Annotated in this window: 17 protein-coding genes and 1 other RNA gene; 13 read left to right on the plus strand and 5 right to left on the minus strand. The window is 47.2% G+C overall.

Going from position 1 to position 19,425, the window contains the following annotated elements:
• Positions 1-170: 170 nt before the first annotated feature.
• The 7 genes from LC508_RS02020 to rnpB all read left to right on the plus strand — a co-directional run bounded on the left by LC508_RS02020 (position 171) and on the right by rnpB (position 8,109).
• Positions 171-1,178, plus strand: coding sequence for a deoxyguanosinetriphosphate triphosphohydrolase (locus LC508_RS02020; RefSeq protein WP_033143551.1), 1,008 nt, complete (start codon positions 171-173; stop codon positions 1,176-1,178).
• Complete coding sequence (gene dnaG / locus LC508_RS02025; RefSeq protein WP_033143552.1) at positions 1,179-2,963, plus strand: DNA primase; 1,785 nt, start codon at positions 1,179-1,181, stop codon at positions 2,961-2,963.
• Between the two features lie 40 nt (positions 2,964-3,003).
• Positions 3,004-4,128: an RNA polymerase sigma factor RpoD gene (gene rpoD / locus LC508_RS02030; protein ID WP_033143553.1), complete on the plus strand. Its 1,125-nt coding sequence runs from the start codon at positions 3,004-3,006 to the stop codon at positions 4,126-4,128.
• Positions 4,129-4,139: 11 nt separating this feature from the next.
• Positions 4,140-4,895: a tRNA (adenine(22)-N(1))-methyltransferase gene (locus tag LC508_RS02035; protein ID WP_181014574.1), complete on the plus strand. Its 756-nt coding sequence runs from the start codon at positions 4,140-4,142 to the stop codon at positions 4,893-4,895.
• On the plus strand, positions 4,892-5,674 hold the full coding sequence (locus LC508_RS02040; protein WP_118594139.1) for a Nif3-like dinuclear metal center hexameric protein: 783 nt from the start codon (positions 4,892-4,894) through the stop codon (positions 5,672-5,674). The genes LC508_RS02035 and LC508_RS02040 overlap by 4 nt, the downstream gene beginning before the upstream one ends.
• Positions 5,675-5,870: 196 nt before the next feature.
• On the plus strand, positions 5,871-7,538 hold the full coding sequence (locus LC508_RS02045; protein ID WP_033143555.1) for a nucleoside kinase: 1,668 nt from the start codon (positions 5,871-5,873) through the stop codon (positions 7,536-7,538).
• A gap of 220 nt (positions 7,539-7,758) precedes the next feature.
• Positions 7,759-8,109, plus strand: an RNA gene (gene rnpB / locus LC508_RS02050) — RNase P RNA component class A.
• Between the two features lie 81 nt (positions 8,110-8,190).
• Here rnpB and LC508_RS02055 read toward each other — a convergent pair.
• Complete coding sequence (locus LC508_RS02055) at positions 8,191-9,489, minus strand: ATP-binding protein (RefSeq protein WP_033143344.1); 1,299 nt, start codon at positions 9,487-9,489, stop codon at positions 8,191-8,193.
• A gap of 20 nt (positions 9,490-9,509) precedes the next feature.
• Positions 9,510-10,640, minus strand: coding sequence for a prephenate dehydratase (gene pheA / locus LC508_RS02060; RefSeq protein ID WP_103732768.1), 1,131 nt, complete (start codon positions 10,638-10,640; stop codon positions 9,510-9,512).
• A 235-nt stretch (positions 10,641-10,875) separates the two neighbouring features.
• Between pheA and LC508_RS02065 the strand changes: the two genes are divergently transcribed.
• The 3 genes from LC508_RS02065 to LC508_RS02075 all read left to right on the plus strand — a co-directional run bounded on the left by LC508_RS02065 (position 10,876) and on the right by LC508_RS02075 (position 12,720).
• Complete coding sequence (locus LC508_RS02065) at positions 10,876-11,265, plus strand: putative ABC transporter permease (protein ID WP_033143346.1); 390 nt, start codon at positions 10,876-10,878, stop codon at positions 11,263-11,265.
• A 100-nt stretch (positions 11,266-11,365) separates the two neighbouring features.
• Positions 11,366-12,289, plus strand: a complete 924-nt coding sequence (gene pyrB / locus LC508_RS02070) for an aspartate carbamoyltransferase (protein WP_033143347.1) — start codon at positions 11,366-11,368, stop codon at positions 12,287-12,289.
• Positions 12,283-12,720 carry an aspartate carbamoyltransferase regulatory subunit gene (locus LC508_RS02075; protein ID WP_033143348.1) on the plus strand — a complete coding sequence of 146 codons (438 nt, stop codon included), beginning with the start codon at positions 12,283-12,285 and terminating at the stop codon, positions 12,718-12,720. The genes pyrB and LC508_RS02075 overlap by 7 nt, the downstream gene beginning before the upstream one ends.
• Positions 12,721-12,881: 161 nt before the next feature.
• Here the strand turns inward: LC508_RS02075 and LC508_RS02080 are convergent, their stop codons facing one another.
• A complete protein-coding gene (locus LC508_RS02080) occupies positions 12,882-13,814 on the minus strand; it encodes a ketopantoate reductase family protein (RefSeq protein ID WP_103732769.1) in 933 nt (310 codons plus the stop codon).
• Positions 13,815-14,303: 489 nt separating this feature from the next.
• Here LC508_RS02080 and LC508_RS02085 point away from each other — a divergent pair, with 489 nt between their 5' ends.
• Complete coding sequence (locus LC508_RS02085) at positions 14,304-15,986, plus strand: AAA family ATPase (RefSeq protein ID WP_103732905.1); 1,683 nt, start codon at positions 14,304-14,306, stop codon at positions 15,984-15,986.
• A 296-nt stretch (positions 15,987-16,282) separates the two neighbouring features.
• Here LC508_RS02085 and LC508_RS02090 read toward each other — a convergent pair whose 3' ends face one another.
• Positions 16,283-17,056: a GGDEF domain-containing protein gene (locus tag LC508_RS02090; RefSeq protein WP_103732906.1), complete on the minus strand. Its 774-nt coding sequence runs from the start codon at positions 17,054-17,056 to the stop codon at positions 16,283-16,285.
• A gap of 384 nt (positions 17,057-17,440) precedes the next feature.
• Between LC508_RS02090 and LC508_RS02095 the strand changes: the two genes are divergently transcribed.
• On the plus strand, positions 17,441-17,614 hold the full coding sequence (locus tag LC508_RS02095) for a hypothetical protein (protein WP_156120896.1): 174 nt from the start codon (positions 17,441-17,443) through the stop codon (positions 17,612-17,614).
• Positions 17,615-17,627: 13 nt separating this feature from the next.
• Positions 17,628-19,004 (plus strand): MATE family efflux transporter, encoded by a 1,377-nt coding sequence (locus tag LC508_RS02100; protein WP_033143351.1) that lies wholly within the window; start codon positions 17,628-17,630, stop codon positions 19,002-19,004.
• Positions 19,005-19,087: 83 nt separating this feature from the next.
• Here LC508_RS02100 and LC508_RS02105 read toward each other — a convergent pair whose 3' ends face one another.
• The gene (locus tag LC508_RS02105; RefSeq protein ID WP_158587343.1) at positions 19,088-19,228 is read right to left on the minus strand and encodes a hypothetical protein; all 141 of its coding nucleotides are present in this window, start codon (positions 19,226-19,228) and stop codon (positions 19,088-19,090) included.
• Between the last annotated feature and the right edge of the window lie 197 nt (positions 19,229-19,425).

A 19,425-nucleotide genomic window follows, 5' to 3' on the forward strand; every position in this document is an offset into this window, starting at 1 on the left:
TGGCCGCTCTGCCGGGAAATTTTTGCTGTTTATGAGGGAATGTGCGGGGAAAGAAAAAAATTGCGAAATTTTTGCCAAAGAAAAAGGAAATCCCTGTTTTATGCGTAATAATATATATGAGAAAGTTTTTTTACTGGCTTTGCTTTTGAAGAGAGAAGGTGAGCTGCCGAATGAATATCCGTGAGGAAATGGAACAAAGGGAGATGGAACTGTTAAGTCCTTATGCTGCCCACAGCAGGGACAGCAGGGGCAGGGACCGTTATGAGGAGGAGTGTGATATCCGGACGGTGTACCAGCGGGACCGGGACAGGATCCTGCACTGTAAGTCTTTTCGGAGACTGAAGGATAAGACCCAGGTCTTTCTGGCGCCGCAGGGGGATCACTACAGGAACCGTCTGACCCATACCCTGGAAGTTTCCCAGACTGCCAGAACTATTGCGAAGGCCCTGAGGCTGAATGATGATCTGGTTGAGGCCATTGCTCTGGGGCATGATCTGGGGCATACGCCCTTCGGACATGCGGGGGAGAGAGCCCTTGACAGGGTCTGCCCTCTTGGATTTGCCCATTACAGGCAGAGCATTCGAGTGGTGGAGTGTCTGGAGAAGAACGGCGAGGGACTCAATCTTACCTGGGAGGTGCGGGACGGAATCCTGAACCACAGGACCAGCGGTTCTCCCCATACCCTGGAGGGACAGATCGTACGGCTCTGCGACAAGATATCCTATATCCATCACGATATGGATGATGCCCAGCGGGCAGGGGTCATCACAGAAGATGATATTCCCATTACCCTGCGCCTTTTACTGGGTGAGAACACAAAAGAACGGCTTAACACCTTTATTCATGATATTGTGGACAACAGCAGAGGGAAAGATACCATACGCATGTCCCCTGAGATTGAGGAGGGACTGCGTGACCTTCGGAACATTATGTTCCAGAATGTCTATCTGAATCCCGTTGCGAAAGAGGAAGAGGAAAAGGCGGAGAACCTGGTGGAAGCCCTGTACGGCTACTACAGCACCAAGCCGGATCAGATGTCCGAGGAGTATAAACGGCTGCTTAGGGACGGTGAGGAGATGAACCGGGTTGTCTGTGACTATATTTCCGGTATGACGGATCAATATTCCATGGAAAAATTCAGGGATATTTTTGTTCCGAAAGGATGGAGTGTTTACTAGATGTTTTATTCCGATGACATAATTGAAGAAGTCCGCATGAAAAATGACATTGTGGATGTCATTTCCGGTTATGTGCGGCTGCAGAAAAAGGGCAGCTCCTACTTTGGCCTGTGCCCTTTCCACAATGAAAAATCACCCTCCTTTTCCGTAAGCCCCGGCAAGCAGATGTATTACTGCTTCGGGTGCGGGGCAGGGGGAAATGTGTTCACCTTTATAATGGAGTATGAGAATTTCACCTTCATAGAGGCTGTGAAATACCTGGCTGAGCGGGCAGGGGTAAAACTGCCGGAGGGAGAGTATTCCAAAGAACAGAGGGCTGCCGCGGATTTGAAGACGGTTCTTCTGGAGGTGAACAAAAAAGCAGCCTCCTACTACTATTATCAATTAAAGCAGGAGAGCGGCAGGCAGGCTTATGAGTATCTGAAAAACAGGGAATTGTCGGATGAGACCATTAAGAGTTTCGGGCTTGGCTATTCCAGCAAATATTCGGACAGCCTGTACCGGTATCTGAAAGGAAAAGGCTATTCCGATGCCATTTTAAAAGAGTCCGGCCTGTTCTCCGCGGATGAGAGATATGGAATGCATGACAAGTTCTGGAACCGTGTCATGTTTCCCATTATGGATGTAAATAACCGGGTGATCGGTTTCGGCGGCCGCGTCATGGGCGACGCCAAGCCCAAATATCTGAACTCACCGGAGACGAAGATCTTTGACAAGAGCCGAAACCTGTACGGGCTTAACATTGCCAGAAAATCCAGGAAGAACTATCTGATCGTCTGTGAGGGGTATATGGATGTGATCTCCATGCACCAGGCAGGCTTTACCAATGCAGTGGCGTCCCTGGGAACGGCTCTTACAAGCGGACATGCCAGCCTTATGAGCCGCTACACCAAGGAAGTGCTTCTCACCTATGACAGTGATGAGGCCGGGCAGAAAGCCGCACTCAGGGGAATTCCCATTCTCAGGGAGGCAGGCATCAAGCCCAGAGTGGTGAATCTGGCGCCTTACAAGGACCCGGATGAATTTATCAAGGCTGAGGGACAGGAGGCTTTTGAAAAACGGCTTTCTGAGGCTATGAACTATTTTCTGTTTGAGGTACAGGTCATGGAACGGCAGTATAATCTGGCGGATCCTGAGGACAAAACAGAATTTTACAGAGCAATTGCAAAAAAACTGCTGGAATTTCCGGAGGAACTTGAGCGTAACAATTACATGGAGAGTATTTCCCGGAAATACCAGATACGTTATGAAGACCTGCGGCGCATGGTGAATAACCTGGCCCTGTCAGGCACGGGCATCTCGGCAAAACCGAAGGCCCCTGCAAAAGAGCGGAAACGGGAGAAGAAAGAGGACGGCAGAGACGCTTCCCAGAAGCTGATGCTGACCTGGCTTACCTCCTATCCGAAAATGTTTGACACCATTGAGGGCTATATAGGCCCGGATGATTTTACAACGCCCCTGTTTCATCAGGTGGCAGAACTTTTATTTGAACAGCACGAACAAGGGGAGGTCAATCCGGCTAAGCTTTTGAACCGGTTCACTGACAGCGAAGAACAAAAGGAAGTTACATCCTTATTTCACGCAACCCTGCATCTGGAAAATGACCAGGAGCGCAGGCGCGCTCTTCGGGAAACCGTCTGCAGGATGAAACGGGACAGCATTGCGCACCAGAGCCAGTCTCTGGCGCCGACGGACATTGCAGGCCTGCAGAGACTTGTAGAGGCAAAAAAACATCTGGAAGAAATTGAAAGTGGAAAGGTAACACTGCATATTTCTTTTGATTGAGGCAAAGATATAATTAAGTAATGAGAGGATGGAACATTTTATGGAAATGAACATGGCGAAATTCAGCGAAAAACTGCAGGAATTGGTGGAGCTGGGAAAGAAAAAGAAAAATGTCCTGGAATATCAGGAGATCAATGACCATTTCAAGGAAATGCCCCTGGACCCTGACGCCCTAGACAAAGTATTTGACTATCTGGAATCCTGCGGTATTGACGTGCTGCGCATTCCGGAGAGCGATGAGGATGTTTTTATCATCAGCGATGATGACGGCATCAACCTGGACGAGGAGGAAGAGGTAGATGTGGAGAATATCGACCTTTCCGTTCCGGAAGGTGTCAGCATCGAAGATCCTGTCCGCATGTATTTAAAAGAGATCGGCAAGGTGCCCCTTCTGTCCGCAGAGGAGGAAATTGAGCTGGCAAAGCGTATGGAAGAGGGAGACGAGGCGGCCAAGAAACGTCTGGCAGAGGCCAACTTAAGATTGGTTGTCAGCATCGCGAAACGTTATGTAGGGCGCGGTATGCTGTTTCTGGATCTGATCCAGGAGGGAAATCTGGGTCTTATCAAAGCTGTGGAAAAGTTTGACTACAGAAAAGGATATAAATTCTCCACATATGCTACCTGGTGGATCCGCCAGGCCATCACAAGAGCCATTGCAGACCAGGCACGTACCATCCGTATCCCTGTGCATATGGTGGAGACCATCAACAAACTGATCCGTGTGTCACGCCAGCTTCTGCAGGAACTGGGCAGAGAGCCGCAGCCGGAGGAGATTGCAGAGAAGATGGATATGTCTGTGGACAGAGTCCGTGAGATCCTGAAGATCTCCCAGGAACCCGTATCCCTGGAGACTCCCATCGGTGAGGAGGAAGACAGCCATCTGGGAGATTTTATCCAGGATGACAATGTGCCTGTCCCGGCAGACGCCGCTGCCTTCACACTTTTAAAAGAACAGCTAGTGGAGGTTTTAAACACGCTGACAGACAGAGAGCAGAAGGTTCTCCGCCTGCGCTTCGGCTTGGATGACGGAAGAGCCAGGACACTGGAAGAAGTGGGCAAGGAGTTCAATGTGACCAGGGAGCGTATCCGCCAGATCGAGGCGAAAGCACTCCGTAAACTGCGCCACCCCAGCCGCAGCCGCAAATTAAAGGATTATCTGGATTAAGGATGAACAGTATGAAGAATGTGCAGCTTTCGGACAGGCTTCGCGCTGTGGCATCCCTGGTGACACCCGGCAGCAGGATCGCGGATGTGGGGTGTGACCACGGCTATATTCCTATTTATCTGTATCTGGAAGGAAGGATACCGGGAGCCATTGCCATGGATGTAAACCGGGGTCCTCTTCTTCGGGCAGAGGAGCATATCAGGGAATATGGGCTGGGAAAATACATAGAAACCCGCCTCTCTGATGGTGTAAAAGCCCTGTCAGCCGGTGAGGCGGATACCGTCATCATAGCCGGCATGGGCGGCCCGCTCATGGAGAAGATCCTGACAGAGGGCAGCGAGGTGCTGAACACCGTATCGGAGCTGGTTCTTCAGCCTCAGTCGGAGATCGGCCGGTTCCGGCATTTTCTGCTGGACCACGGGTACCGGATCACGGCGGAGGATATGGTGTTTGAGGACGGTAAATATTACCCCATGATGAAAGCCATACGCGGGGAACAGTGCTATGAGGAGGAGATCGAGTATCTCTTTGGCAGTGCTCTTCTGAAAAACCGGAATCCGGTTCTTAAGCAGTTTCTTTTAAAGGAACAGTCCTCTGTGGAAAAAATCATGGAGCATTTAAAGAACACGGATACCAGGACAGGCAGAGAGCGGCTTTTGGAATTGGAACAGGAGCTTTTTTATATTAAAAAAGCGCTTGGGCTTGACAGCAGCGGACAGAAGCCCATATCCGGTATCTGTCAGAAACATGCGAGGCAACAGATATGAAATGTAAAGAGATTATAGAAATTTTGGAAAAAGAATATAACCCGTCCTTTGCGGAAAGCTGGGACAATGTGGGGCTTCTGGCTGGCGACAGGGAGAGGGAAGTCAAAAAAGTTTTCCTTGCGCTTGATGTGACAGATGAGACTCTGAAGGCAGCCATTGATTTCGGCGCGGATATGATGATCACCCACCATCCTCTGATTTTTTCCGGTATGAAACGCGTGGTGGCGGAGGATTTTATCGGCCGCAGGATCATTGGACTGATCGGGAATCATATCAGTTATTATGCCATGCATACCAACTTTGACATTCTGGGCATGGCGGATTTGAGCGCGGATATCCTTAAGCTGACAGACCGTGAAGTGCTGGAAGTGACTTTTGAGGAGGGGGAGCGAAGAGAAGGAATCGGAAGAATCGGTTCCCTTCCCTGTAAAATGACGCTGAAAGACTGTGCGCTGTTTGTAAAAGAACAGTTTGAGCTTCCCCATGTGACGGTTTACGGCAGTCTGGATACAGAGGTGGAACGGGCCGCTGTCTGCACCGGCTCGGGCAAGAGTCTCATGAAGGATGTCATGGAAAAAAAGGCACAGGTCTATATAACCGGAGACGTGGATTACCACACTGCCATTGACGCGGTGGCACAGGGGGTATGTATCATTGACGCGGGACATTACGGAACCGAATATATATTTATGGAATATATGAGGCGTAAGCTTGCGAAAAAGCTGCCTGAACTGGAAGTGAGCAAGATGGAAGTCCGGCATCCCTGTGCAGTCCTTTGAACTTAGATCGGGCGGGTCAGAATAACTGCCCTGTAAAGTGCATAGACTGATATAACGGAGTTAAACTGTGATGCACCGGCGAAGCAGAGCCGGTGCGTTTTTTGATACTGGCCGCAAGCGGTCCATTCCGGTGGGGCGAGTCCGGTGCACCGGACACTTTATTATAAAAGAAGTGATAAGTGAACAGGAGGTATCTATGAGCGACAGAAATATAGCGGTAAAGATTCTGGGAAAGACAAAAGAATATCCGTACGGCACGCCATACGCGAAGATCGTGGAGGAGTATGAGGGGACAACCAGATATCCCATTGTGCTGGTGATGAAGAACGGCAAGCTCTGTGAGCTGCATAAAAAATTGAAAAAACCGGGCACTCTGGAATTTGTGACCACTGCGGATGAGATCGGACATAAGACATATAAGAGAAGCGCCTCCCTGCTTGTCTTAAAGGCGGTCTATCATGTGGCAGGCCATGAAAATATAAAGAAGGCTGTCCTTCATTATTCTGTCAGCTCAGGATATTACTTCACCATCGACGGAAATGTTAAGATAGACGAAAAATTCCTGGCTGAGGTCAAGGCATACATGCTGCAGCTTGTGGAGGAAAGAATCCCCATTTTGAAGCGGAGCGTGGGCACGGACGAGGCCATTGAAATTTTCCACAACCACGGAATGTATGACAAGGAGAAACTGTTCCGGTACCGCCGGGTATCCAGGGTCAACATATACAGTCTGGGTGATTTTGAGGATTATTTTTACGGCTTCATGGTAAATCATACGGGATATCTCAAATATTTTGATCTGTATCCCTACGACGAGGGATTCGTGCTCCAGCTTCCGGAGCAGAAAGACCCGGAGACTGTGCCGCCGTTTCATCCGCAGCCGAAAATATTCCAGGTGCAGAAGGAGTCCGGCCGCTGGGGTGAGATGATGCAGACAGACACCGTAGGGGATTTGAACGGACAGGTGACGCAGCAGGGGGCAAACGAACTGATCCTCATTGCCGAAGCGCTCCAGGAGGGCAAAATATCCAAGATCGCAGACCAGATCGTGGCTGCGGGAGACAAGAAGTTTATCATGATCGCGGGGCCCTCCTCCTCGGGTAAGACCACATTTTCCCACAGGCTGTCCATTCAGCTTTCTGCCCATGGACTGCATCCCCATCCCATTGCAGTGGACAATTATTTCCTGAACAGGGAGCAGACCCCGCTGGATGAGCATGGGAATTATAATTTTGAGTGCCTGGAGGCCATTGATATCCGGCAGTTTAATGAGGATATGAATGCACTTTTAAGAGGAGAACGAGTGGAACTGCCGTCCTTTAATTTTAAGATCGGTCAGAGAGAGTACAAGGGTGATTATCTGCAGCTCGGCGCAGATGACATTCTGGTCATAGAGGGGATTCACGGGCTGAATGACAAGCTCAGTGAGACACTGCCGAAGGAGAGCAAGTTTAAAATATATGTGAGCGCCCTGACCCAGATCAACATTGATGAACACAACAGGATTCCCACAACAGACGGCAGGCTCATAAGGCGGATCGTCAGGGATTCCAGGACAAGAGGAACCTCTGCAAAGCATACTATCGCCATGTGGAATTCCGTGAGAAGAGGGGAGGAGCAGTACATTTTCCCCTATCAGGAGTCTGCGGATGTGATGTTTAATTCCGCTCTCATCTATGAGCTGGCGGTGCTGAAAATGTACGCGGAGCCCCTGCTTTTCGGGATCACACCGGAAGAGCCGGAGTACAATGAGGCAAAGAGGATACTGAAATTCCTGGATTATTTCGTGGGAATGCCGGCAGATGCGGTGCCCCATAACTCCATTCTCAGGGAATTTATCGGAGGCGGCTGTTTTGATGTATGATCTGGGGTTACGGTTCACGGCCAATGTTCCGCGAGGTGTTTTGCGAAGCAAAATCCCGAGTTGGCCAGCGCCAAAATGCAATTTATTGCATTTTGTGTGCATCGCGAAGCGTGTTACTGGGCACGCAGTGAACAGTAACGATCCGGGGAAGGGAATGGGTGCGGCAGGCATTTTTGGTTATTTACAAATTGGTTTTGCTGTGTTAAAATGACGTTTGTGTCAAGTAGAATGAATGATCGCGGCTGGCAGGACCGAAAGGGGCCAGGTGAGGAAAGTCCGGGCTTCGCAGGGCAGGATGCCGGATAACGTCCGGTGGAGGTGACTCCAAGGATAGTGCAACAGAAATGTACCGCCAGTGTTTCACTGGTAAGGGTGGAAGGGCAGTGTAAGAGACTACCGCCTTCCTGGTAACAGGGAGGGCATATGTAAACCCCATCCGAAGCAAGACCGAATGAAAAGCAATGTGGCTGCCCGTCACGCTTTTAGGTGGGTCGCTTGAGTCTGCTGGCAACAGCAGAACTAGACAGATGATCGTTCACGACATAACCCGGCTTACAGTTCTGCTTGAAACAAAAGGAAAAACGCCTGGTATGTATGTCTGACCGGAACTCTTCGGAGTTTTGGCCATGCATGCATACCAGGCGTTTTGCTGTTACTGCTGTCCCAGAAGGTAGTCGATAAACTGCTGGGCTGTACGGCCGGAGAAGCCGCCGTGCTGGAGTTCCCAGGCGTTGGCTTTCAGGAGCAGTTCATCCCGGTCCATGGTAATGCCGTTTCGCCGGGCCAGGGAGGTAACGATCTCCTGGAATTCTTTTTTGTCCGGGGAACCGAAATAGATGGTCACACCAAAGCGGGATACCAGGGAGAGCTTTTCCTGTACCGTGTCGTTTGTGTGCAGGTCATCGTTTCTGTCCTCCTTGTCGCTGAAACGCTCGCGGACCAGATGGCGGCGGTTGGAGGTGGCGTAGATCAGAATATTGTCCGGCTTTTTCTCCAGACCGCCTTCGATCACGGCCTTCAGATATTTATATTCAATCTCGAAGTCCTCAAAGGACAGGTCATCCATATAGATGATGAATTTGTAATTGCGGTTCTTGATCTGGGCAATGACGTCGTTTAAATCCTGGAACTGGTGTTTGTAGATTTCAATAATGCGGAGACCCTGTTCGTAATACTGATTCAGGATGGCTTTGATGCTGGAGGATTTCCCTGTGCCCGCGTCACCAAAGAGAAGACAGTTGTTGGCGCGTTTTCCCTGGATAAAGGCTTCTGTGTTGTCGATAAGCTTTTTCTTTGCAATCTCGTAGCCCACCAGGTCATCAAGCTGTACATGGGCTATCTTTGTGATGGGGACAATGCGCGCATTGGCCTCTGTCTGCAGATGTTCCAGACGGAAGGCTTTGTGGAGGCCCAGCTTGCCCACGCCGAAATCCTTATAGAATTCCACCATATCATTCATGAATTCCTCCACATCCTCTGCCTGGCCAAGCCGCCGGCTCAGCGTACAGATGCGGTCGCGGATGCGCTTGTTGAACAGCTTGCTGTTCTCATCCACATTGGTGTAATCGCAGATCAGGGAACAGCAGGAAGTGCCGAAAGCCTGATCAAGAGCTGTCAGGTCAAAGTCGAACAGTTCCTTGAATATGGTAAAGTCGTGTTTTGCAAAATCGTTGATGCTGCCTTTTACCGGGCCTACAATCTCGCAGGCTGTGCTGAAGGCGTTTTCATGGTTGACCAGCAGAAAGGTCAGATAATTGTGCCAAAGGTTGCCGGCAAAGCCAAAGGAGCCGGCCATCTCCACAAGCTGGCCGGTACACCGGTAGAAGAGTTCTCTTAACTCTGCAAGAGACGGGTCTTTTGTTTCACAGGCCAGGAGGATGGAGAACATGCTTTCCAGTGTCTCCTCCTGGTCAAAATTGCGGTATAGGATGCATTCATTGATGTTTTTCATGGTTTTTCCTTCTTTTGTTTTTAGTAATTTCCGTGTACCCGAAGATTCCGGGCCTCGGATTTCAGGCCGCGCAGGGCATTTTTGACTGCGCTGTCACTTAGATTTCCCTCAAAATCCACGAAGAAGCGGTATTCCCAGTTGCGCTCCATAATGGGGCGGGATTCGATCTTCGTCATGTTCAGCCCATTGTAAATAAAGTGGGAGAGGCTGTTATACAGACTTCCGCTCTCATGGGGAAGTTCATAGCTGACACTGATCTTACGGGCATCCCGGCAGAAGATTTTCTCCCTGGTGACAATGATAAAACGTGTGGAATTGTTCACATTGGAGTATATCCCTTCCTCCAGAACGGCGAGGCCGAAATGTTCAGCCGCGTAACGGCTCGCAATGGCAGCCTGTGCCGGGTTTTTCTCATCAGCGACTTTCTTGGCAGCGGCGGCGGTATTGTTCCACTCCATCTGCTGCCAGTCCCTGTGCTTTTCCAGGAACTCCCTGCACTGCATCAGCGCCTGGGGATGGGAGTAGACCGTGTGGATATGGGAAAGGGATGTGCCGGGAAGTCCCATGAGCACATGCTCACAGGGAATGATCTGCTCGCCCACGATCACATGGTCGTACTCTGTGAGCAGGTCGTAAATATCCTGGACAATACCGGCTGTGGAATTTTCAATGGGGAGTACGGCAAAGTCAGCTTTTTCCATCCGGATGGCCTCCATGGCATCCTTCCAGGTATCCACAGAAAAGCTTTTGATCTCCGCTCCGAAAAAAGTGTGCATGGCGGCAAAACTGTAGGCACCCTCCACGCCCTGGAACACCACCGTGGCATTTTGCTTTTTCAAGCCATCTATTTTGACAAAGTCTGATTTTTCTTCCATGCCGTTTTCCTGAAGAAGCTGGTACTGGCGTTTGCGGCTGATGGACATGATCTGCTGGAACAGTTCCTGCACGCCGCAGCGGTTAAAGTCATTGTGGGCTTTGCCGCCAAGGGAGTCCAGTTTTTCCTGTTCCCTGCTTTTATCAAAGACAGGTTTCCCTGTCTCAATCTTGAACTGCGCCACATTCTCGCAGATTTTCATCCGTTCTTCAAAGAGCTTTACGATACGGGTGTCAATTTCATCGATGTCGTTACGCATTTTTTGTAAATCTAACATACTTTTGTAACCTCTCCGTTTTTTGAATTAAATCCGCCCGGGTTTTGCAGGCGGACTTTCTGTTATTTATCATACACCGGCACTTTACAGTACGCAAGTCTTTTCTATGTATTCCATGTCTATAAAAAGAACTGTGCGCCTGCCGGGCAGTCTAGGCGAGTGTCATTTAGCGGATTTGTATAATTTGAGCTTCTGAAATCCATAATAATAAGAAAAATAACAGGAGATAAAAAGCATGAAAAAGCATACCTTTCTGCTCTGCGGCACTGCCGGCTGGTGTATGGAGATTCTGTGGACCGGAGTCCATGCCATTCAGAAAAAGGATTTCCGGCTGATCGGGCAGTCCTCGATCTGGATGTTCCCTATTTATGGAATGGCTGCCTGTATCAGGCCGGTGTCCAAATGCCTGAAAGGATGTTCCACCTTTCTGCGGGGCAGTATTTATATGACGGGAATCTTTGCGGCGGAGCTGACCAGCGGCGCGCTGCTGAAGCATTTTCATATGTGTCCCTGGGACTACAGCAAGGCGAAGCTGAATTACAAAGGATTGATCCGTCTGGACTACGCACCGGTGTGGTTTGTGACAGGGCTTTTTTTTGAAAAGATACTGTCCGATAATTCTTGAAATTACCCCTGAACTGGTATATGATAGTACATGGTAATCGCACAGGAAGAACGCGCCTGTGGGAATACAAGATGATAATTATATACACAGGAGGTAATCTATGAGACACTTGATGAGTCCGCTGGATTTTTCCGTGGAAGAGCTGGATAAAGTCTTGAATCTGGCCAATGATATTGAAAAGAATCCGGAAAAGTACGCTCATGTCTGCGACGGCAAGATCATGGCGACTTTGTTTTATGAACCAAGTACAAGAACACGTTTGAGCTTTGAATCCGCTATGCTTCGTCTGGGCGGCAAGGTTCTGGGATTTTCCAGTGCAGATTCCAGTTCCGCTGCAAAAGGCGAGAGCGTTGCCGATACCATCCGCGTGGTTTCCTGCTACGCAGATATCTGTGCCATGCGCCATCCGAAAGAGGGGGCGCCGCTTGTGGCATCCATGGCATCTGAGATCCCTGTCATCAATGCCGGAGACGGCGGCCACCAGCATCCGACACAGACCCTGACCGATCTGCTTACGATCCGTTCTTTAAAAGGACGTCTTGATAATATCACCATCGGTCTGTGCGGAGACCTGAAATTCGGCCGTACCGTGCATTCCCTGATCGAAGCTTTAGTACGTTATACAGGTGTAAAATTTGTCCTTATCTCCCCGGAAGAGCTTCGTGTACCGGACTATATCAAAGAGGACGTGTTAAAAGCCAGCGGCCATGAATTTGAGGAAGTAGAGCGTCTGGAGGAAGTTCTTCCGAAACTTGACCTTCTCTACATGACCAGAGTACAGAAAGAGCGTTTCTTCAACGAGGAAGATTACGTCCGTATGAAAGACTTTTACATTCTGGACAAAGCCAAAATGGACCTGGCCGGACCGGACATGCTGGTGCTGCATCCCCTTCCCCGTGTGAATGAAATCTCCACAGAGGTGGACAGCGACCCGAGAGCCGCCTATTTCAAACAGGCCCAGTATGGTGTCTATGTCAGAATGGCACTGATTCTCACACTACTCAAGGAGGTGGACTTATGTTAAATGTTGGCCGTTTAAACGAAGGTGTGGTGCTTGACCACATCAAAGCCGGAAAATGCATGACCATTTACAAAGACCTGAAGCTTGACAAACTGGACTGCTGTGTGGCCCTCATCAAAAATGCCAGAAGCAAAAAAATGGGCAGAAAAGACATCATCAAAGTGGAATGTCCTATCGACACCCTGAACCTTGACATCCTCGGCTTCATTGACCACACTATTACCGTTAACATCATAAAAGACGGCGAGATCGTCCAGAAAAAAGAACTGGAGCTGCCTAAACAGATCACCAACGTGATCCAGTGCCGCAACCCCCGCTGCATCACCTCCATCGAACAGGAATTAGACCAGGTCTTCATCCTGGCCGACCCCGAAAAAGAAATCTACCGCTGCAAATACTGCGAAGAAAAATACCGCGGCAGCCGCAATAAATAATAAATTTTTTAGTATATAAAAACCTGCCTTCACAGTTTAACACATCTGAGGAGGCAGGTTTTTTCTTTTCAGAATGTAGTGCCTTAAAAAACCAGGAGGAGCCGCGCCAACAGATTCACACCCTCGGCCCCCATCCGGCGCGGCTCCTCCGTCCCCTTATTTTAAATCACCCCTTCATTCTTCTCCTCCAACACCCGTATCCCATGATAAAAAAACTCATTCAAAGGCGTCTCCACCCCCACTTCCTTCCCCATCCGAATCACAGCCCCCGCAAAAATATCCACCTCTGTCTTCCTCCCCGCCTCAATATCCTGCAGAGTCGATGGTTTATTCTCATAAGGAATCCTGGGAAACACCTTTCTCTGGGCCACAATATCCTCCTCGGACAAGGGAATCCCCTTTTTGTTTGCAATCGCCACCACCTCCCGCATGGCAGCCTCCCGTATCGCATTGGCATGTTCACTGACTACCCATGCCCCAAAAGGAATCCCCAGAATAGCGGCACTCTGGTTTTCGCTCACATTGCACATAAACTTATGCCACATATCATACACCATATCCTTCGGCACAATACACTTTATATTGGCCCGGTCAAACAGATTCTTCACGGCCTGCACCTGCGGGGAGATCACCGTGTTGTCCCGTTCCCCGATCTCAAAGCGCGCGTTCTCCTGCCGGAAGCTGACCTCATTTCCCTTCATCACTACACTGACTCTGGCGATGGAGTAGAGCAGATGTTCCCACCCGTATGTTTCGGCAACGACCTCCTCGCTCTCCACCCCGTTTAAGGGGCACATGAGAATGGTATCAGGTCCTACCTGGTTTTTTACATCTTTTACAGCCTGCTGAAGCCCACCCATTTTTGTGATCAGGATGACCAGGTCAGCAGGTTCCATTTCTTCCTCAGGGGATACCACATGAAAATACAGAGGTTCTCCATTTACGATAATACCGTTTTTTTCCAGCCTTTTTTTGCGCTCCCCGCCGGCAATGATCCGCAGGCTGTTGTATTCCAGCGCGTATTTTAAATGTGATGCCAGAAAGCTTCCAATGGCTCCAAGCCCGATGAGTGCAACGGTTTTGATTTCTTTCATATGTCTGTCCTCCTAAATATGATTTTTATTTTTAATTTTATCTTTAATCAGCCGGTTCTGCAAGAAATATCAGAAACGTGGTTAAATATTATGAAGTTCTGAATTATCCGGGAATTTTCGCAGCCTCTAAAATTTTTATATTCTAAAAGCGAGCTGAAATAAAAGATTTATTATATAAATTTCGGAGTGATTCTCTACAGGAAATGCAAACGATTAAGGAATTATTTCCAGAATCAGAGGCCAGTGTCTGTTAGATAGTTACATGAATGGGTAAAATTAGCATATGTAAGGCTTATGATAGCAAAAACAACGGGATTTTCATGTTGTACTAATAGAAGATTACAGATATAATAGCAGTAATAATACGATTTAAAAGAGCTATGTTTCGGAGACTACGAAATTCTGGCAAATATCCGTTTCAGGAATCAGGAATAATCTATAGCCAGGAAAGTGTTTGCCAGACAAGTAAAATATGAAGAGGGTATCTCTATGATAAATAAAACAATTTATATCGGATCGGATGATTTTTGTAAAATAATAGATGGCGGTTACTATTATGTTGACAAGACACTTCTGATAAAGCAATTATTGGATAAGCCGTCAGAAGTTGCGCTGATAGCCCGGCCCAGGCGTTTTGGAAAGACGCTGAACATGATGATGTTAAAAACATTCTTCGAGGAAGCCCAGGGCAGCCAAAAATATTTTGAGAACATGAAGATATGGGACTGTGGGGAGAGGTATACGAGCCATCAAGGGAAATACCCTGTGGTTTTTCTTACTTTTAAAGATGCAAAGTGTGATAATTGGGAAGAAACTTACGAGGCAATCTGCAGGCTTATACAAAAGGAATTTAACCGCCATAGCCTGTTGGGGCATTTTGAGTCATTAAATGATTACCAAAAAAAGCAGGTGGATAAGATTCTGAACGAGACTGCGGGGAAAGTTGTCTATCAGAATGCTCTTGGAGATTTGACCGAATACCTTCACCAAACAACAGGAGTCAGGCCAATTATATTGATTGATGAGTATGATACGCCGATTTTGCAGGGATATGAAAAGGGCTTTGGGCAAGAGGTCGTATCATTTGTGAGAAATTTATTTTCCGGTGGAATGAAAAATAATATCCATTTGGAACGTGCTGTTTTGACAGGGATACTTAGAATCGCCCAGGAGGATATATTCAGTGGATTGAACAATATCCGTGTCGCAACCTTGCTGGACAAGGATTATAATGACTGCTTTGGCTTTACTGAAAAAGAAGTGAGAGATATTGCAGAATACTATCATGCTCAGGATAAAATGAGTGAGATTATGGAGTGGTATGATGGGTATACCTTTGGTGGTATAGAAATATATAACCCCTGGTCTGTTATGAATTACTTTGCGTCAGACTGCATTCCAGGCACTTATTGGACAGCAACGAGCAGTAATGATATCATCAAACAGTGTCTGGTGAATCCATCTGCCCAGATGATGTCAAATCTTACTGCATTACTAAATGGTGACAGCGTTGAAGAATATGTGGAAAAGAACATGTCATATGGGGCAGTACATGAAGAAGGATCCGCGATTTACACATTATTATTAATGTCTGGGTATCTTTGTATAGCAAATGCAGAAGTACCGGAACCGCAATTTCCACACAAGTTAAAAATCCCTAATAAGGAAATTATAGAAGTATATCGAAAAGAAATCTTTGATGAAATGGTGAAAGGAGATTCTTCTGTCAACCAATATAAAGTGCAGAAGAGTTTTTTATCCGGCAGTGCTTCAAGGATCCAGGATCAGTTGCGGGAAATTTTACTATATAATGTCAGCTATTATGATACGGCATCTGAAGGGTTTTATCATGCGCTTATTTTAGGAATATTGAGTTGTCTACAGGGAAATTACAAGATATATTCTAACCAGGAATCAGGGGATGGTCGTTATGACCTGCAACTTGCTGACTTAAATAAAAAACGGGGGATTTTATTTGAATTCAAGGTACTTAGGAATGTGAACGGCAGTGAGCCGGAAATCATGAAGCTGCTAACAGAGGCGGCTGAAAACTTAGCTTTACAGCAAATACAGAGAAAAAACTATGATGTTGCCTTAGCTAAGCTCGGAATTACTAACATTGAAAAATATGGGGTTGCCTTTTTTAAAAAATATGTTGCGGTAGCCAAATAGACCTCCCTGTATTTAGAAGAAGTATGCCGCCTTATAACCGCATGGAAGGATACGAGTCTGGCTGATTTGAAACTGGCATGGTACTATATAGCTGTATCAAGCGGCGGCTTATCGAGTCAGTCCGTTTATTGATATTTAGGGACAGGCCTATCATAGAAATCACGTTTATCTTTCCGAATATTCAGATATTAAAAAACAGGCAGGGCTGTTACAACTTTGTGTGACAGCCTTACCTGCTTTTTCATCAAACTTTTCATTTAAAGCTATCATTTAATATACCTTCAATCAAGAATGATTCAACCTTTTATTCGATTTTTCCCATTTTCTTTAGCAACATATAGGTTTTTATCAGTCTGTTGAATCCAATCATCAATTGACATGCTCCTTTTGTACTGTGTAACCCCTCCACTTACTGAGAATTGATTGCAGGTCAATTCTGCAAGAACTGCATCATGATATACATCAAGACGTATCATTTCAGCAAACTGCATTGCCATATCCCGTGTACAGCCTGAAAGTATCAACATAATTTTTTCACCCCCGTAACGGGCGGCAATGTATTTATCACCGGCCTTTTCCTGCAGTATCACAGCCAAACGGCATAGAACTTGGTTTCCACGCAGATGTCCGTATGTGTCATTTATTCTTTTAAAATCATCAATATCAAACAGTACAATGGAAACGCAGCTTTGTTGGGAATGCTGTGCTTCCACTATCTTCTTTATGTTTTCCATCAAATAACGCTGATTATATAGCTGAGTCAAATTATCTGTTATTGCCTGCTGATTCAATTCTTCTGCGTGACTTACAACCTTCTTGTGTTCTTTCCCATATTCTACAGTCATGATAATAATCACCGCTATAATAAAAACTGCCACAATCAGAAAGCTGGAGATGGTATCCATCCAGCGTTCTTCATAGCTCAAAGGATATGCAAAATCCGGGTATTTGAAACCAAAATGCAGATTAAGAACATGGAACATCAAAGCCACTGACAGCACTATATTTCTGCATTTTCCTTCTAAAATCAACGCAGCCACGCTCAAACCCAGAATGAAATAAAAAATCATTCCACAGTTAATGCCGCCTGTAACCTAAAATAGTGAAGGGAACATAAAAAAATTCAAAAAAATACTGCAAATAATTCGGTTCATTGCTACATTCGTCATAAAAAAAGACACGATCATCAGATCCTGCGCTAATTGTTCCGGCTGTACCAAATAAAAAATATAAGCGGTACTTGAACGGATATTATGGATCAATATATCTGGCTTTTATCAAGACACTAATCTCTTGTATTGTCATTACAATTCTTCCTTCTTGATACTGTTTCGTTTATTATATCAAATGAAAATGAATATATTAATTGCAGATAATCCGTAAGAAAGGTTCTCGGAGACACACTTGAACAGTTGAAAAAAGAATATCGAAGGGCGGTAGGAGAATGATTGTATTTGAAATACAAAAAGAAGGATTCTGCAGCCGGGTATTTTGCACTGGATTATGGATATGGAAAAACGGATACAGATGTGTTACTATATAATACAGTTGGCTTTAAACAACTTACTCTGTCCGGGAAAAACCGTGTGTGCGCACGGCTTTTTGACAGAGTGAAAATTATAAAGTAAGGAAGGCGCAGAAATGAAACAGAAGAAAGAGACAGATTTAGGCAGGGAACCGATAGGCCGATTGTTATTCAGGCTATCCGTTCCTGCAATAACAGCGCAGGTGGTAAATGTGCTCTACAATATGGTGGACCGTATGTATATCGGCCATATTCCCGGTTATGGAGCACAGGCCCTGACAGGTGTGGGTGTTACTTTTCCGCTGATCATGCTGATCTCCGCATTTGCGGCACTGGTGAGCATGGGCGGCGCGCCCCGTTCTTCTATTATGATGGGAAAGGGAAAGAAAGATGAGGCGGAGGAGATCATGGGCAACTGTGCCATGGGACTTCTCATAGCGGGGGTGCTGCTGACCGCATTTTTCCTGATATTTTCCAAAGATTTGCTGCTTTTGTTCGGGGCAAGTGAGAATACCATTGCGTATGCAACAGCATATATGCAGATTTATGCCATGGGTACTCTGTTTGTGCAGGCGGCTCTTGGTATGAACGCGTTTATTACGGCACAGGGGTTTGCCACGGTCAGTATGCTGAGTGTGGTGATCGGAGCTGTGTGTAATATTGTTCTTGACCCCATCTTTATTTTCGGGATGCATATGGGGGTGCGCGGAGCCGCACTGGCAACTATTATTTCACAGGGTGTGTCCGCTGTGTGGGTGATTCGGTTTTTGTGTGGTAAGAAGACAACGCTCAGGCTTAAGAAAAAGTATCTCAGGATTTCTCCGAGAGTGTTTTTTCCGTGTATGGCACTGGGGCTGTCGCCGTTTATTATGCAGTCTACGGAGAGTATACTGAATATCTGCTTTAACTCTTCTTTGCTGAAGTATGGCGGGGATATGGCTGTGGGGGCTATGACGATCTTGTCCAGTGTGATGCAGTTTTCCATGCTGCCGCTTCAGGGGCTGACCCAGGGGTCACAGCCGATTGTGAGTTATAATTTTGGAGCAGGGAATCCGGATCGGGTGAAGAGGGCGTTTTTCCTGCTGCTGCGGTCCTGTGTTGTGTATTCGGTGGCTATCTGGGCTGTGGCCATGTTTGCACCGGGGGTATTTGCGGGTATCTTTACGAGTAATCCGGAGCTGACGCAGACGACGAAATGGGCGATGAAGATTTATATGGCGGTGTCCTGTATTTTCGGGGTTCAGATTGCGTGCCAGCAGACGTTTATTGCTTTGGGGAAGGCTAAGGAGTCGATTTTTCTGGCTTTGCTTCGGAAGGTGATTTTGTTGATACCGCTGATTTATATATTGCCGATGTTTTTTGGGGATAAGACCATGGCGGTGTTTTTGGCGGAACCGGTGGCGGATATGCTGGCGGTGACGACAACGGGGGTTTTATTTGGGGTGCAGTTTAGAAAAGTGATGAGAGAGATGAAGGCGAGGGTGAAACGGTAAGGGGGACGGCGGTAAGAGAATGTTCCGGGGGCCTCTGCGCCTACTGCCTCTTTGCAAAAGACTGCCTTCGTCGGCAAGACTTGCTATGAAAAAAACAGACTCCCGGTCAGGGAACCGGGCAGAACCGCTGTCCAGCCTTTATGGCTGGGCAGCTTGACTGCCCTGAAATTTCGGATGGTAACCGAAATTTCTCCCTGGCCGGGAGTCTGTTTTTTTCTTAGCAAGTCTAAGCCTCCTGCGGAACACTCTTTTGCAAAGAGGCAGTAGGCGCAGAGGCCCCCGGAACATTCTCTTACCGCCTGGCGGCTTCGGGCGGGTGACTTGGATAAAAATAAAATGGAGTTGACTTATAGGGGAGTTGTGCGTATAATGAACAGTGTTCAGTTTGGGGATAAAAAATTTATATAAGAGCGGAGGAGAT

This window comes from Blautia parvula (assembly GCF_020215665.1).
GTDB classification, from domain to species: Bacteria; Bacillota; Clostridia; order Lachnospirales; family Lachnospiraceae; genus Blautia; species Blautia celeris.

Bases quoted from the DNA above. Each gene is read 5' to 3' on its own strand.
- LC508_RS02080 (WP_103732769.1), bottom strand. From the start codon at position 13,814: ATGAAAGAAATCAAAACCGTTGCACTCATCGGGCTTGGAGCCATTGGA.
- LC508_RS02040 (WP_118594139.1), top strand. From the start codon at position 4,892: ATGAAATGTAAAGAGATTATAGAAATTTTGGAAAAAGAATATAACCCG.
- dnaG (WP_033143552.1), top strand. From the start codon at position 1,179: ATGTTTTATTCCGATGACATAATTGAAGAAGTCCGCATGAAAAATGAC.
- LC508_RS02085 (WP_103732905.1), top strand. From the start codon at position 14,304: ATGATAAATAAAACAATTTATATCGGATCGGATGATTTTTGTAAAATA.
- LC508_RS02035 (WP_181014574.1), top strand. From the start codon at position 4,140: ATGAAGAATGTGCAGCTTTCGGACAGGCTTCGCGCTGTGGCATCCCTG.
- LC508_RS02055 (WP_033143344.1), bottom strand. From the start codon at position 9,489: ATGAAAAACATCAATGAATGCATCCTATACCGCAATTTTGACCAGGAG.
- LC508_RS02100 (WP_033143351.1), top strand. From the start codon at position 17,628: ATGAAACAGAAGAAAGAGACAGATTTAGGCAGGGAACCGATAGGCCGA.
- LC508_RS02020 (WP_033143551.1), top strand. From the start codon at position 171: ATGAATATCCGTGAGGAAATGGAACAAAGGGAGATGGAACTGTTAAGT.
- LC508_RS02075 (WP_033143348.1), top strand. From the start codon at position 12,283: ATGTTAAATGTTGGCCGTTTAAACGAAGGTGTGGTGCTTGACCACATC.
- rpoD (WP_033143553.1), top strand. From the start codon at position 3,004: ATGGAAATGAACATGGCGAAATTCAGCGAAAAACTGCAGGAATTGGTG.
- LC508_RS02045 (WP_033143555.1), top strand. From the start codon at position 5,871: ATGAGCGACAGAAATATAGCGGTAAAGATTCTGGGAAAGACAAAAGAA.
- pheA (WP_103732768.1), bottom strand. From the start codon at position 10,640: ATGTTAGATTTACAAAAAATGCGTAACGACATCGATGAAATTGACACC.
- pyrB (WP_033143347.1), top strand. From the start codon at position 11,366: ATGAGACACTTGATGAGTCCGCTGGATTTTTCCGTGGAAGAGCTGGAT.
- LC508_RS02065 (WP_033143346.1), top strand. From the start codon at position 10,876: ATGAAAAAGCATACCTTTCTGCTCTGCGGCACTGCCGGCTGGTGTATG.
- LC508_RS02090 (WP_103732906.1), bottom strand. From the start codon at position 17,056: ATGATTTTTTATTTCATTCTGGGTTTGAGCGTGGCTGCGTTGATTTTA.